The sequence below is a fragment of the Halomonas sp. HP20-15 genome (genome assembly GCF_033446685.1).
Lineage (GTDB): Bacteria > Pseudomonadota > Gammaproteobacteria > Pseudomonadales > Halomonadaceae > Modicisalibacter.
In genome coordinates, this window is sequence record NZ_JAWQLY010000006.1 from 190,486 (window position 1) to 203,978 (window position 13,493).

Sequence of the window (13,493 nt, forward strand, 5' to 3'; positions counted from 1 at the left end):
TCAGTTCCTTGCGTCGTTACTTGCCGCTGTGAGCCTGGCTTGCGGCGTATTGATCTCGTTGCCCTCTTCGGCGTCCCACGGTAGCGTCAGCCGAAAACATACATCGAGCGGGTCGTCGTCACTAAGCGTGAGAGTCCCATGCTGGGCCTTGGCACAATCTGCGGCCACCGACAGGCCGATACCGGAGCCTTTCAGCGCGCCCTTGCGTCGCGCCCGGCCCTGGTAGAAAGCATCGAACAGCTGCCCGCGATCCTCGTCGGCGATCGGCTCGCCGCTGTTGGCGACCTCGATCGCCAGCGTACGGCCACGGCGCTGGGCACGCACCTCCAGGTCACCACCATCCTCGCCGTAGGCGATGGCGTTCGACACCAGGTTGTCGAGAATGCGCATGGTGCGGCTGCGATCGGCGCGCCACTCCAGCGGTTGGTGGTGGGCGATGACTTGCATGCCCTTCTTCTCCAGCGCCAGCTGATGCTTGGCGAGCACTTCCTTGATCACCGTGGCGATGTCGAAACGCTCGTTGATCACCCCCTGGTTGTGCTGGAGCAGATTGTAGTCGAGCAGTTGTTCGATCAGCGTCTGCAACTCCTCGCCGCTGGCATCGATCAGCTCGACGATCTCGCGCTGGCGCGGCGTCAGCGCGCCGGCGACATCGTCACTGAGCAGCGCCGTGCCTTCACGGACGCTGGCCAGCGGCGTCTTGAGTTCGTGCGACATATGACGCAGGAACTGCTGCTTCTGGGCTTCGAGCTCGTTGAGCCGGGCCGACAGCCAATCGAGCCGCTCACCCAGGCTGACCAGCTCGGCGGGGCCCTGGATATGGTGCGCCAGAGGCGGCTCCGTCCCGCTGCCCAGGCTGAGGATGCGCCGCTCGAGCTGGCGGATCGGGCGAATGATCAGCCAGGTGAACAGCAGCATCAACAGCAGGCTCGCCGAGACCAGCGCCGCGGTCTGCAGCCATAGCCGCCGCTGGACCTCGCCGGCCCGGGCGCTGATCGACTCGATCCGGTTGTCGATCTGGCGGTTGGTAGCCTCGCGCAACGCCTCGGTATGCACGGCGAAACTGGAGAACCGGTCGAGCTCCGCACTGACCTCCTCGGGGGTGAGCGCGGGAAGCCCGGCGAGCCAATCCAGCTGTTGGCGCAACGCGATCAGGTCGGAGTTGCCGGGCAGCAGGCGTTGATGCTCCGCGAGCAGCTTGGAAAATGCCTCGGCCTTGTCGCTGAATATCTCCATCAGGCCGGGCTGCTCGACGACCGCATACTGGCGGGCGCTGCGCTCCATCTCCACGGCCAGGTTGGAAAGCTCACGGGCACGGCGCGTCTGGTCGACGGCCTGGCGCGCACTGACGTTGGCCAGTTGCGAGAGTTCCGACAAGACTTCGCCGGCCTGAAACATCAGGACGGCGAGGGGCAGCATCACGACCAGGAAGGCCAGCAATACGAGCTGCAATAGCGAGCGTGGGCGCCAGCGGCGCGAGACCTGGGAGGTCATGGAAACAGTTCTATGCAGAAAGAAGGTCAGCGTCATTCATTCTCTCCGCACAGCATAACAGAGTTACCGTTCGGGTAAGCGGTGAGGCACCCGTGATACAAAAAAAGAGGGCCGGCAAAGGCCGGCCCAAGGTACGCAGGGAACTGAAGGGTCAAGTGAGCACTCATGATCGTCCGCCTGGCCAAACACTCATGAGGACTCGGAGTCGGCTCCCCGAGGGAGCCCGAAACCGTGAAATTGCCTTGAGTCTGCCAGGGACTGCAATCTCACTTTGGCGGCGAACCGCCTGGTTTCGTCCGGTTGACGCGCCGCCTGGGCGTCGCGCCGTCAATATGTCCCCCGTTGGGGGGAGTGGCATCCTTGCCTGGGCATCCTTGCCCTACAGGTACACATCCTTGCTTTCTAGCAGTACCCGTCTCATCGCAACCTAAGTCACACATCGCGTGGAGCAGACGCTACCGGGCGGTTGGCGGTCTCGGCACAGGGTTGTGTAAGACCGCCTGGAGCCCGGTCGGGTAGTGGATCGAGCCGTTGAACCACTTCCCGTTTGCTCGCCCTATATTATTGCGAAGGGTGTGCCAGAAAAACTAACAATCCTTAAATTTCAACTACTTAAAAACTAAAAATTAGACCATCGAAAGCCCGTCATCATGAAGGACCGGCAAGATGCCCTCTTGCACAGCGCTAATTGTCTCCGATTGCGGACACGCTCAAGAACTCTCATGAACATCCTTTTAAATTCATAAACTTAGCACGTATCTTTTTAGCAACAGTCTGGTCAAAAACCGCTATGGCCGATGTCATGCAGGTAGATCCCAAGCGCTGAATTGGCGCCGAAAATGGGCTCATTTCAGGCTTTTGACGAGGATCTTCGATTTGCGGGCGTGGTTATAGGCCTCGCGGCGTAGCGGCGGCAGCGACTCGATATCCGCCAGCCCGAAGCCGTGCTCGAAGAACCAATGGGCGGTGTGGGTGGTCAGCGCGAACAGCGCGGCGATTCCGTCGCGCTTGGCGCGACGCTCGATCTCGGCGAGCAGCAACGCCCCCCGCGCACCGCCACGGTAATCGTCGTGCACGGCGACGCAGGCCAGCTCGGCCATGGCGGCGTCGCTGAACGCATGCAGCGCCGCGCAACCGATGATCATGCCGTCGCGCTCGATGACCAGGTAGTCGTCGATTTCGTGTTCGAGGCGTTCGCGCGAGCGCGCCACGAGCATGCCGCGCTCCTCGAGCGGACGCAGCAGTTCGAGCAGGCCGGCGATGTCGCCAAGCCCTGCCGGACGCATCTGCTCGTAGCGATGCTGGGTGATCATCGTGCCCACGCCGTCGCGAGTGAACAGCTCGCCGAGCAGCGCGTCGTGGTCGTGCCAGGAGATCAGGTGGGTGCGTGCCACGCCATGCCGCGCCGCCTCGCAGGCGGCCGCCAGGTGGCGGGCGAGCTCGCTGCCGGGGGCCGCCGCCTGCATGAGCGGCTGGGCATCGCCCGGCGTCAGCTGGCGCTGCAACGCCCCGCTGTCGTCGTGCAGGCCGTCGGCCTCGCCGAGCAGGATCAGCTTGTCGGCCTTGAGCGCGACGGCGGCCTGCTGGGCCACCTCGGCGGCATCGAGATCGAACACCTCGCCGGTGCTGGAAAAGCCCAGCGGCGGCAGCACCACCAGCGTGCCACGGTCGAGCAGCGATTCGATGGCCGAGGCGCGCACCCGGCGCACTTCGCCGCTGTGATCGAAGTCGATGCCGGCGCGCACGCCGAGCGGCTTGGCCATCACCAGGTTGCCCGATACCGCGGTCAGCTCGACGCCGTGCAACGGCGTATTGGGCAGGCCCAACGACAGCCGCGCCTCGAGCCACAGCCGCTGTTCGGCGGCGACACGCTCCACGCAGCGCATGATCGCGTGATCGGCGACCCAGCGACCGGCGTGACGCTCGGGCACGATGCCCACCGCGTCGAGCGCCTCGCCGACCTGCGGGCGGATGCCGTAGACCACCACCAGCCGCACGCCCAGGGTGTGCAGCAACGCCAGGTCCTGGATCAGCTGTTCGCCGCGCCCGTTGGCCATCGCCTCGCCCTCGATGAGGATGACGAAGGTACGCCCGCGATGGGCGTTGATGTAGGGCGACGAATTGCGGAACCAGTCGACGAAGGGAAAGCGCGTGTTCAAGCCGGGCCCCCGGAGGCGGAAGTGGGAAACGGCCACGCATGGCGTGCATGGCGGATAGACAGCGACTATATCAGACGCTCAAAAAAGGCGGGACTCTGGAGAGCCCCGCCTCATTTTACCCATTGAAGGCCTTGGGAGTGACGTCATGCGCGAGCCTTCAACTGCCGAACATGCCCTTGAACATGAAGAAGAACAGGATCGCCAGCAGCGCGCCCGCCGGCAGCGTGATCAGCCAGGACATGACGATGGTGCCCAGCACCCGCAGGTTGAGCGCCGCCATGCCGCGCGCCAGCCCCACGCCGAGCACCGCGCCGACCAGCGTATGGGTAGTGGAAATCGGCAGACCGGTCCCCGAGGCCAGCACCACGGTGGTGGCCGCCGCCAGCGTCGCGGCGAAACCGCGGCTCGGCGTCAGCTCGGTGATGCCGGTGCCCACGGTGGTGATCACCTTGTGACCGTAGGTCACCAGGCCGACGACGATACCGCCGCCGCCCAGCACCAGCACCCACCAGGGCAGTACCGCGGCGCCGCCGACATCGCCGTTGGATTGGACCACGCTGATCACCGCAGCGAGCGGGCCGACGGCATTGGCGACGTCGTTGGAACCGTGGGCAAAGGCCATGGCACAGGCGGTGAACATCATCAACACGCCGAATATCCGTTCGACGCTGGAGAAGCCGAAGCTGTCGCCGCGGCGCTTCTTGTCGCGATTGACGCGGTTTTCGAGAAAGATCCCCAGCACCATGATCGCAACGCCGATGGCGATCGAAATCAGCAGGCTCTCGCCGAAGCTCAGGTCGAGGCCGACGTGCGACAGCCCCTTGACCAGCGTGACCATGGCGATGATGAAACCGACCAGGAAGATGTAGCCCGGCACGTAGCGCTTGGCCGCGGCGAACGGATCGCGGTTCTCGAAGATCAGGATCTGCACCGAGCGGAACAGCACGAAGCTGATGGTACCGGCCAGCAGCGGCGACACCACCCAGCTGGCGGCGATCTGCCCGACCTTGGACCAGCCCACCGCATCGACGCCCAGCCCGGCGACCGCGAAGCCGACGATCGCACCGACGATCGAGTGGGTGGTCGACACCGGCCAGCCGCGGGCGGAGGCGATCATCAGCCACAACCCGGCGGCCAACAGCGAGGCCAGCATGCCGTAGATCAGCAGCTGCGGGTCCTCGGTCAACAGGGCGGGATCGATGATGCCCTTGCGAATGGTCTCGGTGACCTGCCCGCCGGCCAGCCAGGCGCCGAGGAACTCGAAGACCACCGCGATCAGGATCGCCTGACGGATGGTGATGGCCTTGGAGCCGACCGAGGTTCCCATGGCGTTGGCGACGTCATTGGCGCCGACCCCCCAGGCCATGAAGAAACCGAAGATGCAGGCGAGGATGATGAATACGTCGCCGTACTGCGCAATGATAGACATAGGCACGTGTTCTTTTTGGTGGCGTGAAGCGAGACCAGTGCGCGAGGAGCGCCGTGGCCTCAGCGTGCAGTCAGGATTTGCAGACGGCTGCCGACGCGCTCGGCGCGGTCGGCGAGATCGCCAATCCAGTCGATGATGTTGTAGAGGAACATCACATCCACCGGCGGCAGCTGCGCTTCGAGATCGAACAGCTGGCGACGGATGGCAACCTCCTGGTTGTCGGCCTGATGCTCGAGATCGTGCAACTCGCGGATCAGGTTATGCATGACGTCGGAGACGTTGCGACCGAAGCCGGACTCGAGCAGGTCCTCGAGCTCTTCCAGCGCCTTGCGCGCCTGCGCTACGGTTGCCACGGCGGTACGCAGGTAATCGCGCATCGGCTGGGCCATGTCGGCAGGCACCGTCATGCGACGGCCCAACATGATGCCGGTGATGTCCCGCGCCTTGTTGGCGATCTTGTCCTGTACGCTGATCAATTCCAGCAGGTCGGAACGCGACACCGGCAGGAACAGGGTATTGGGCAGGTTGAGACGCAACTGGGTCTTGAGCACATCGGCGTCGTGCTCGAGATCGGTGACCGCTTTGCGATACTTGGCGGCCTCCTCCCAGTTGCCGGCCTGAGAGGCGTCGAAGAAGGGCAACAGCTGGTCGGCGCACTCACTGGTCTTGACGATGTGAGCCAGCAACGGCTGAAACGGTGATCGCCCGAACAACGACGAGAAGGGGTTGGAAGTCACCATGAGCATCATTCGTCGGTTAGAAATGGCGGCGTCAGTATAGTGATTGCAACATGCAACGTCATGAAAAATTAACCGCTTGCACTGCAAGGGAGCGTCACGATGGCTAAGGAAATCGAACTCAAGCTGGCCCTGGGCCAAAGCGGTGCCCAGCGGCTCGCCGCCCATCCACGCCTCGCCGGACTCAGCGCAAGGCACGAAACGCTGACCAATACCTACTACGACACTCCCGATGGCGAGCTGGAGCGCCATCGCGTGGCGCTGCGCCTGCGCCGCACCCCGCAACGGATACTGCAGACCCTCAAGACCGCCGGCGAGGGCTCGGGCGGGCTCTCCTCGCGCGGCGAGTGGGAATGGCCGGTCAGCGAGCATGTCCTCGACCTTGCCGGGCTCGAAGCGTTGGCGCCGATGCAGGCGCTCGGCCGCGACGTCCTGCTCGCCCTCGAGCCGCGGTTCGCCACCGATTTCGCGCGCACCAGCTGGCTTGTCGAAGACGCCGAGACGGCGATCGAGGTCGCCCTCGACCAGGGTGAGATCCGCGCCGGATCTCACCGAGTGGCCATCGACGAGCTGGAACTGGAACTCAAGCGGGGCGCGCCGAGCGTCCTGTGGCGATTCGCCGAGACGCTCGCCGAGGAGGTGGCGCTGCGCCCGGCCAATGCCAGCAAGGCGGCCCGCGGTGCGGCGCTGTGCACTGGCCACTGGCCGGCAATAACAACAAATAGTGGCGCCGAGCTGCGCGCCGCCACGCCGCGACAACGCTGCGATCGGGCGATCGCCGCTCTCGATGCGCTGGGCGAAGGTGGCGAGAGCGAAGGCCTGTCGCGGGCCCGGGAGGCCTTTGCCTCGCTCGCCGAGGATACGGGCCTGGCCACGGCGATACGCCAGCCGGCTCGCCGGCTCGCCGCGGCCCTCGACGAGCCGCAGTGGTTGACGCCCTCGTTCGGCCAGCACAGCCTTGCCCTGCTCGCCGCGCTGGACGCGCGCTGAGCCGCCCGCCAGGCGGTGCGTTCGGGATGAGACCTGTGAGAGCATGCCCGGGACGGGCTGCGTCATGCTAAAGCGAGTGGTTTAGGACGATTTATGAAGATCATTATCCTTGGTGCGGGTCAGATTGGCAGCAACTTGGCGGAGTACCTCGTGCGTGAGGGTAATGAAATTACCGTCGTCGATATCGCCTCCAGCAACTTGAACGATCTCAACATGAGATTGGATATACGCACCATCGAGGGCAAGGCTTCCCACCCCAGCGTTCTCAAGAAAGCGGGGTGTAAAGATGCGGATCTATTGATCGCCGTCACCAACTCCGACGAGGTCAACATGCTGGCGTGCGAGATCGCCCATACGCTATTCAGCACGCCGACCAAGATAGCCCGCGTGCGCGACAACGATTACCTCGCCCGCACCGAGCTATTCTCGGAACAAGCCATACGCGTGGATGTCACCATCAGCCCAGAGCAGCTCGTCACCGATAACATTCACCGGCTCTTCGAGTTTCCCGGCACCTTGCAGGTGCTCGATTTCGCCAAGGGCAAAGTACAGCTCGTGGCCGTCAAGGCCATTCAGGACGGCCCCCTGGTAGGCAAACAACTGGCTTCCCTGAAACACCATTTACCCAGCGTCGACACACGCGTAGCCGCCATCTATCGGCGCGGCGAAGGCATCTCCCCACGTGGCGACACCGTGATCGAAACGGATGACGAAGTTTTCTTCATCGCCTCCCGCCAAGACACCCAGGCGATCATGGGAGAGCTGCACAAGGAGGAGCAGGGTTATCGCCGCGTCATCATCGCCGGCGGCGGCAACATCGGTGAGCGTCTCGCGAACAAACTGCAAGGCAATCATCAGGTAAAGCTGATAGAAATCGATGAGAAACGCTGTCGGGGGCTGGCCGAGCGCCTCACGGAGACGGTGGTGCTCAATGGCAGCGCGACGCGCAAAAGCCTGCTCGTCGAGGAAAACATCGACGACTGCGATATCTACTGCGCGCTGACCAACGACGACGAGGACAACATCATGTCGTCGCTGCTTGCCAAGCGGCTAGGCGCACAGAAGGTCTTGACCCTGATCAACGACCCGGCCTACGTCGACCTCATCCAGGGCGACAAGATCGACATCGCCATCTCGCCGCAGCAAGTGACGATCGGCAGCATATTGACGCATATCCGCCGTGGCGACGTCGCCAAGGTCCATTCGCTGCGCCGTGGCGCGGCCGAGGCCATCGAAGCCGTCGCCCATGGCGATGAGGGTTCGTCGCAAGTGGTTGGCCGCAAGATAGGCGACATTCGGCTACCCGCCGGAACGATCATCGGCGCCATCGTTCGCGGCGACGAGGTCATCATGGGCCATACCGATGCGGTCATAGAGGCCAACGATCATTTGATTCTCTTCCTCATCGACAAGCGGCGCATGCGGGAAGTCGAGCGGTTGCTGCAAGTACAAATAACCTATTTTTGACCTGATCCCTCAGCGAGCAGCCCATGCGACTTCCCAACCAGGAGATTGAATTTGCCTAGCCTGACTCGACGGCGCGCCTTGAAAGCGGCTTACAATATCTCTCCCGTGGCAAAGATATTGGCCATACTGCTTTTGGTGCTGGCGCTATTCATGCTGGCTCCCTTGGTGCTATTGGCGCTCGAAGGGTCCCTGGAAGCTTGGGCCTTCGCGCTTTCGATAGGCATAATCCTGGCGGTTTCGCTGACCACGCTGGTCTTTACGCGCGGCATCCCCATCGAGTTGCAGCCCCGCCAGATGTTCGTCCTCACCACCCTGAGCTGGGTGGTGATATCCAGCTTCGCGAGCCTGCCCTTCATCCTCGGCACGCCCTACCTATCCTTTACCAATGCCGTATTCGAGTCAGTTTCAGCCATCACCACGACGGGCTCGACCATCGTCGTGGGCATCGATGGGTTATCGGATGGGTTGAAGCTCTGGCGAGGCATGATGCAGTGGCTGGGAGGCATCGGCATCATCGTCATGGCGATCGCCATCCTGCCCTTCCTGAAGGTCGGCGGGATGCGCCTGTTCCAGACGGAATCGTCCGACTGGTCGGACAAGGTGATGCCGCGTGCAGGCGGGATCGCCAAGGCCTCGGGAGCCATCTACCTGGGTTTTACCGGTATCGTGACGATCTCCTACTGGCTTGCCGGCATGCTTCCCCTCGATGCCATCGTGCATGCCATGACGACGGTCGCCACGGGCGGCTTTGCCAATACCGATGCGTCTTTCGGCGCCTATAGCCAGCAGCCTCAGATACTCTGGCTGGCTTCGCTATTCATGTTCTGCGCCTCACTGCCCTTCGTCATGTTCATACGCGCGCTGCGTGAGACCAAGAGCGTCCTATGGCAGGACCAGCAGGTCAAAGGCCTGTTTTACCTATTGCTGATCGCCATAGGCATTCTCACCGGCTACAGGGTCATCCAGGGCACGGAGCCTTTCACGGCCCTGACGCAAGTCACCTTCAACGTGATTTCCATAGTCAGCACGACGGGCTACGCCTCTGACGACTATACGACCTGGGGCGCACTATTCATCGTCGCGTTCTTCTATCTGACCTTTATCGGCGGTTGCAGCGGCTCGACCAGTGGCGGCATGAAGATATTCCGCTTCCAGATCGGCCAGGTCATGCTGACGAACCAGTTGCGTTTCCTGGTGCACACGAACGGGACCTTTCCCCAACGCTACAATGGTCGGCGCTTGCCGGATGAAGTGATCAGGGGGGTCATCGCGTTCTCGTTCTTCTTCTTCCTGACCATTGCCGGTCTCGCCCTCGGGTTGGCCATATTGGGGCTCGATATGGTGTCCGCGCTCTCGGGGGCGGCAACGGCCGTCTCCAACGTCGGCCCCGGGCTCGGCGATGTGATCGGGCCGGCCGGAAACTTCGCCTCCCTGCCCGACGCGGCAAAATGGCTGCTATGCGTCGGGATGCTGATGGGACGCCTGGAAATTCTCACTGTGATCGTTCTGTTTACGCCCACGTTCTGGAAAAAATAGCCGCCTGCCTTCGAACGCGCAGTCCGGGTGCCGGCAGTTACGCAAGCAGCGTTTCGATGAGTGATACCATTTTTACAGGAGAGCGATATTGTCCTCTTTACGCCCAGCCAAGGTAGGCCTGCGCACGAAGATCTTCCAGGTCATCTTCGAGTCGGACAGCCGGCTGGCCAAGGGCTTCGATATCGTCCTGATACTGACGATCCTGGCCAGCGTGGCCGTGTCCATGCTGGATAGCGTCGCCAGCTACCACAACGCCTTCGGCACGCTTTTTTACGAAGCGGAGTGGGCGTTCACGCTGCTATTCACGCTGGAACTGGCGATACGCCTTTACTGCCTGGAACGCCCTTTCAAGTATCTGACGTCGTTCTATGGCGTGATCGATCTGCTGTCGATCCTGCCCACCTGGCTGGCCCTGCTGTTCCCCTGGGGCCAGTCACTGCTGGTGGTCAGGCTACTGCGCGTGCTGCGCATCTTCCGCGTGCTGCGGCTGATGCAGTTCGTCGGCGAAGGGCGGTTGTTGGTCGATGCGCTGAAGAACAGCTGGCATCAGATCCTGCTGTTTCTGTTCGCCGTGCTGATGATCGTGATCATCTTCAGCAGCGTGATCTACCTGATCGAGCCCCCCGAAGCGGGTTTCACCAGCATTCCCAAGGCCGTCTACTGGGGCGTCGTCACCCTGACCACGGTGGGTTATGGCGACGTCACGCCGGTCACCCCACTGGGGCAGTTCATCTCGATGATGGTCATGCTGACCGGTTACTCGATTATCGCCGTACCCACCGGGGTGTTCTCCGCCGAAGTGATTCGCTCACTGCGCGAGCAGCGCTACTCCAACGAGGCCTGTCCCGGATGCGGTCTCGATCATCACGAGCACGACTCCCGCTACTGCCGACGCTGCGGCACCTGGCTCGACGAGGAGACCCAGGACCCGCTCCACGAGCACGGCGCGGATCGCTCGAGCGGACAGGGGGCGAGCGATTAGGCGGTAAACGGTGCCGTGTCGCCGCGCCCTTCACGTACGATGGTCGGCGGCAGTTCGCGCAGGTCGACCACCGTGGTCGGCTCCAGATGACAGGCGCCGCCGTCGACGACCAGGTCGAGATGCGCGCCGAAGCGCTCGCGAATCGCTTCGGGATCGGTCATCGGCAGCTCCTCGCCGACCGGAATCAGCGTGACGCTCATCAGCGGCTCGCCGAGCGCCTCGAGCAACGCATGGGTGATGCGATGATTGGGCACGCGCACCCCGATCGAGCGGCGCTTGGGGTGCAACAGCAGGCGTGGCACCTCGTTGGTGGCGTTGAGGATGAAGGTATAGGCGCCCGGGGTCTGGTTCTTGAGCAGGCGGAATACCGCATTGTCGACCTTGGCGTAGGTGCCGATCTCGGACAGGTCCGAACACACCAGCGTGAAGTTGTGCTTGTCGTCCAGCGAGCGCAGCCACTTGATCTTCTCGATGGCCTTCTTGTCGCCAAGGTGGCAGCCCAGCGCATACCCCGAGTCGGTGGGATAGGCGATCACGCCACCATCCTTGATGATCTTGACGGCCTGATCGATCAGCCGCTTCTGCGGGTTTTCCGGGTGAATCTGAAAGAATTGGGTCATGGCACCTCCCCTGGAACGGATGACGAACGAATAAAACATATCGCAGCGGCCGGTCGCGACATAGCGCAGCGGACGATCACAGCACACCCGGCTACTGCCAGACTAGCAGGCCGGTTGACGCGGCGGCCCTGCCCTTACGCGGCAAAGGCACTCAGCCTCGGGTGACGCCATAGCGGCGCGACCGTGGTGCGCGGCGCGGCGCTCATGCTGCCGGGTGCCAGCGGCCCGCCGGGGAAGTGAAAATCGCTGCCCAGCGAGGCGTACAGGCCGCGCTCGTTGAGCTGGCGTGCCAGGTCGCTGGACAGGTCCGGGTTCTGGAAGCCGCTGATCAACTCCACCGACTCGCCGCCGGCGGCGGCGAAGTCGTCGAGCAGCAGGCCACGCTTGCGGCGGGTCAGTCCATAACGCAGCGGGTGGGCGAGCGACGCCACTCCGCCGGCGTCACGCACCCAGCTAATCGCCGCGCTGAGGTACGGCCAGTGCATCTTGACGTCGCCGCGCTTGCCGGCACCCAGATAGCGCTTGAACGCCGCGGCCATGTCGGGCACCAGTTCGGCTTCGACCAGCGCACGGGCGAAATCGGGCCGCCCCAGTGGGCGCTCACTCGCGGCGCAGGCTCGCGCCCGGGCCAACGCGTCGTCCAGGCCGATAGCCTCGAGCCGCCGGGCGATCTCGACGCTGCGCTGTTCGCGGGCCTCGGCCTGCGCCACCAGCCCTTCGACGAGCGAGCCCTGCACGCCGGCGGGCAGATAGCCCAGCACGTGGATAGTAACGCCCCGCCACTGCACCGAGAGCTCGGTGCCCGCGAGCAGGCGTAATCCCAGCCGATCGGCAGCCGCGGCGGCCTCGGCCACCCCGGCGACGGTATCGTGATCGGTCAGCGCCACGTGACTCAGGCCGCGGCCATGGCATAGCGCCATCAGCTCGGCGGGCGGCAATGCGCCGTCGGAGGCGGTGGAGTGCATGTGCAGATCGACGCCGGTAATGGCCTCGAGCGAATCGGAGAGTGCGATCATGGGCATGACGCCGACAGGCGTCTTTGTCAGAATAAGGCCGGTTATGGTGCGCGCCCCTTCGCAACGGGTCAACGCCAACTCGGCCTGCGCCACACGGGACTCCTGCCATGAAGCTGCTTATCGACTTTCTGCCCATCGCGATCTTCTTCGCGGTCTACCATTTCAGCGGCGACATCGTGCTCGCCACCCTGGTGCTGATCCCCGCCACGCTGGCCCAGGTCGGCTTCGTCCGCTGGCGCTACAAGCGCGTCGAGAAGATGCAGCTGGTGACCCTGGCGCTGGTGGTCGTACTGGGCGGGGCGACGGTGATATTCCACAACCCGGCGTTCATCCAGTGGAAGCCGACCGTGGTCAACGGGCTGTTCGCGCTGGCCTTCCTGGCCGCGCCGCTGTTCGGCGGCAAGACGCTGATCGAGCGCATGATGGGCCACGCCATGAGCCTGCCGGTGGCGACCTGGAAGCGCCTCAATCTCGCCTGGGTGGTGTTCTTCGCCACCATGGCGCTGCTCAACGTCTACGTCTTCAAGACCTTCGACGAAGCCACCTGGGTCAATTTCAAGCTGTTCGGCATGCTCGGACTGACCCTGGCGTTCATCATTGCCCAGGGTTTCTATCTGCGCCGCTACCTGGCCAGCCCGCAATGACAAGCCCGTTCGTAATAACAAGGAGAACCCAATGCTCTACGCCATCATCAGCGAAGATGTGAAGAACAGCCTGGACAAGCGCCAGTCGGCGCGTCCCGACCACCTGGCCCGGCTCGAGAAGCTGCGCGACGAGGGCCGCCTGGTGCTGGCCGGCCCGCATCCGGCGGTCGACGCCGACAACCCGGGCGACGCCGGCTTCAGCGGCAGCCTGGTGGTCGCCGAGTTCGACAGCCTCGAGGACGCCCAGGCCTGGGCCGATGCCGACCCGTACGCAATCGCCGGCGTCTACGCCAAGGTGATCGTCAAGCCGTTCAAGAAGGTCCTGCCCTGATCCAGCAGCCTGCCGGACAGGCCAGGATTCGGCCGGGAATAAAAACGCCTCGGCGGCCATGGCCGAACACGGCGCTGCCCATCCGGTT

General features: G+C 63.5%; 12 protein-coding genes. 6 read left to right on the forward strand and 6 right to left on the reverse strand.

The genetic code is table 11. From position 1 onward, the window contains the following. The 4 genes from R6258_RS10235 to R6258_RS10250 all read right to left on the reverse strand — a co-directional run bounded on the left by R6258_RS10235 (nt 1) and on the right by R6258_RS10250 (nt 5,822). Nucleotides 1–1,530: a HAMP domain-containing sensor histidine kinase gene (locus R6258_RS10235; RefSeq protein ID WP_318449835.1), complete on the reverse strand. Its 1,530-nt coding sequence runs from the start codon at nt 1,528–1,530 to the stop codon at nt 1–3. An 809-nt stretch (nt 1,531–2,339) separates the two neighbouring features. Further along, nucleotides 2,340–3,653, reverse strand: coding sequence for an amino-acid N-acetyltransferase (argA, locus tag R6258_RS10240; RefSeq protein ID WP_318449836.1), 1,314 nt, complete (start codon nt 3,651–3,653; stop codon nt 2,340–2,342). A 157-nt stretch (nt 3,654–3,810) separates the two neighbouring features. Beyond that, nucleotides 3,811–5,082, reverse strand: coding sequence for an inorganic phosphate transporter (locus tag R6258_RS10245; protein ID WP_318449838.1), 1,272 nt, complete (start codon nt 5,080–5,082; stop codon nt 3,811–3,813). A 59-nt stretch (nt 5,083–5,141) separates the two neighbouring features. Further along, nucleotides 5,142–5,822 carry a TIGR00153 family protein gene (locus tag R6258_RS10250; RefSeq protein ID WP_318449839.1) on the reverse strand — a complete coding sequence of 227 codons (681 nt, stop codon included), beginning with the start codon at nt 5,820–5,822 and terminating at the stop codon, nt 5,142–5,144. 99 nt (nt 5,823–5,921) lie between these two features. Here R6258_RS10250 and R6258_RS10255 point away from each other — a divergent pair, with 99 nt between their 5' ends. The 4 genes from R6258_RS10255 (at nt 5,922) to R6258_RS10270 (ending at nt 10,794) form a co-directional block, all read left to right on the forward strand. After that, a complete protein-coding gene (locus R6258_RS10255; RefSeq protein WP_318449841.1) occupies nt 5,922–6,809 on the forward strand; it encodes a CYTH domain-containing protein in 888 nt (295 codons plus the stop codon). 93 nt (nt 6,810–6,902) lie between these two features. Beyond that, nucleotides 6,903–8,276 (forward strand): Trk system potassium transporter TrkA, encoded by a 1,374-nt coding sequence (trkA, locus tag R6258_RS10260; RefSeq protein WP_318449843.1) that lies wholly within the window; start codon nt 6,903–6,905, stop codon nt 8,274–8,276. Nucleotides 8,277–8,327: 51 nt separating this feature from the next. Beyond that, nucleotides 8,328–9,812, forward strand: a complete 1,485-nt coding sequence (locus R6258_RS10265) for a TrkH family potassium uptake protein (protein ID WP_318449845.1) — start codon at nt 8,328–8,330, stop codon at nt 9,810–9,812. An 88-nt stretch (nt 9,813–9,900) separates the two neighbouring features. Next, a complete protein-coding gene (locus tag R6258_RS10270; protein WP_318449847.1) occupies nt 9,901–10,794 on the forward strand; it encodes an ion transporter in 894 nt (297 codons plus the stop codon). On the opposite strand, the gene R6258_RS10275 is transcribed toward R6258_RS10270, so the two are convergent. Continuing rightward, a complete protein-coding gene (locus tag R6258_RS10275; protein WP_318449850.1) occupies nt 10,791–11,414 on the reverse strand; it encodes an L-threonylcarbamoyladenylate synthase in 624 nt (207 codons plus the stop codon). The two genes, R6258_RS10270 and R6258_RS10275, sit on opposite strands and share 4 nt — an antisense overlap. A 134-nt stretch (nt 11,415–11,548) precedes the next feature. Then, nucleotides 11,549–12,430, reverse strand: coding sequence for a PHP domain-containing protein (locus tag R6258_RS10280; RefSeq protein WP_412176371.1), 882 nt, complete (start codon nt 12,428–12,430; stop codon nt 11,549–11,551). Between the two features lie 107 nt (nt 12,431–12,537). Between R6258_RS10280 and R6258_RS10285 the strand changes: the two genes are divergently transcribed. Both R6258_RS10285 and R6258_RS10290 read left to right on the forward strand, forming a co-directional pair. Continuing rightward, nucleotides 12,538–13,074, forward strand: coding sequence for a septation protein A (locus R6258_RS10285; RefSeq protein ID WP_318449854.1), 537 nt, complete (start codon nt 12,538–12,540; stop codon nt 13,072–13,074). A gap of 31 nt (nt 13,075–13,105) precedes the next feature. Continuing rightward, on the forward strand, nt 13,106–13,405 hold the full coding sequence (locus R6258_RS10290) for a YciI family protein (protein WP_318449857.1): 300 nt from the start codon (nt 13,106–13,108) through the stop codon (nt 13,403–13,405). The last annotated feature ends 88 nt before the right edge of the window (nt 13,406–13,493 follow it).

What these genes read in the sequence shown, in the direction of transcription:
- R6258_RS10235 (WP_318449835.1), bottom strand. Translation starts at nt 1,530, where the DNA reads ATGACGCTGACCTTCTTTCTGCATAGAACTGTTTCCATGACCTCCCAG.
- R6258_RS10245 (WP_318449838.1), bottom strand. Translation starts at nt 5,082, where the DNA reads ATGTCTATCATTGCGCAGTACGGCGACGTATTCATCATCCTCGCCTGC.
- R6258_RS10250 (WP_318449839.1), bottom strand. Translation starts at nt 5,822, where the DNA reads ATGGTGACTTCCAACCCCTTCTCGTCGTTGTTCGGGCGATCACCGTTT.
- R6258_RS10255 (WP_318449841.1), top strand. Translation starts at nt 5,922, where the DNA reads ATGGCTAAGGAAATCGAACTCAAGCTGGCCCTGGGCCAAAGCGGTGCC.
- trkA (WP_318449843.1), top strand. Translation starts at nt 6,903, where the DNA reads ATGAAGATCATTATCCTTGGTGCGGGTCAGATTGGCAGCAACTTGGCG.
- R6258_RS10275 (WP_318449850.1), bottom strand. Translation starts at nt 11,414, where the DNA reads ATGACCCAATTCTTTCAGATTCACCCGGAAAACCCGCAGAAGCGGCTG.
- R6258_RS10280 (WP_412176371.1), bottom strand. Translation starts at nt 12,430, where the DNA reads ATGATCGCACTCTCCGATTCGCTCGAGGCCATTACCGGCGTCGATCTG.
- R6258_RS10285 (WP_318449854.1), top strand. Translation starts at nt 12,538, where the DNA reads ATGAAGCTGCTTATCGACTTTCTGCCCATCGCGATCTTCTTCGCGGTC.
- R6258_RS10290 (WP_318449857.1), top strand. Translation starts at nt 13,106, where the DNA reads ATGCTCTACGCCATCATCAGCGAAGATGTGAAGAACAGCCTGGACAAG.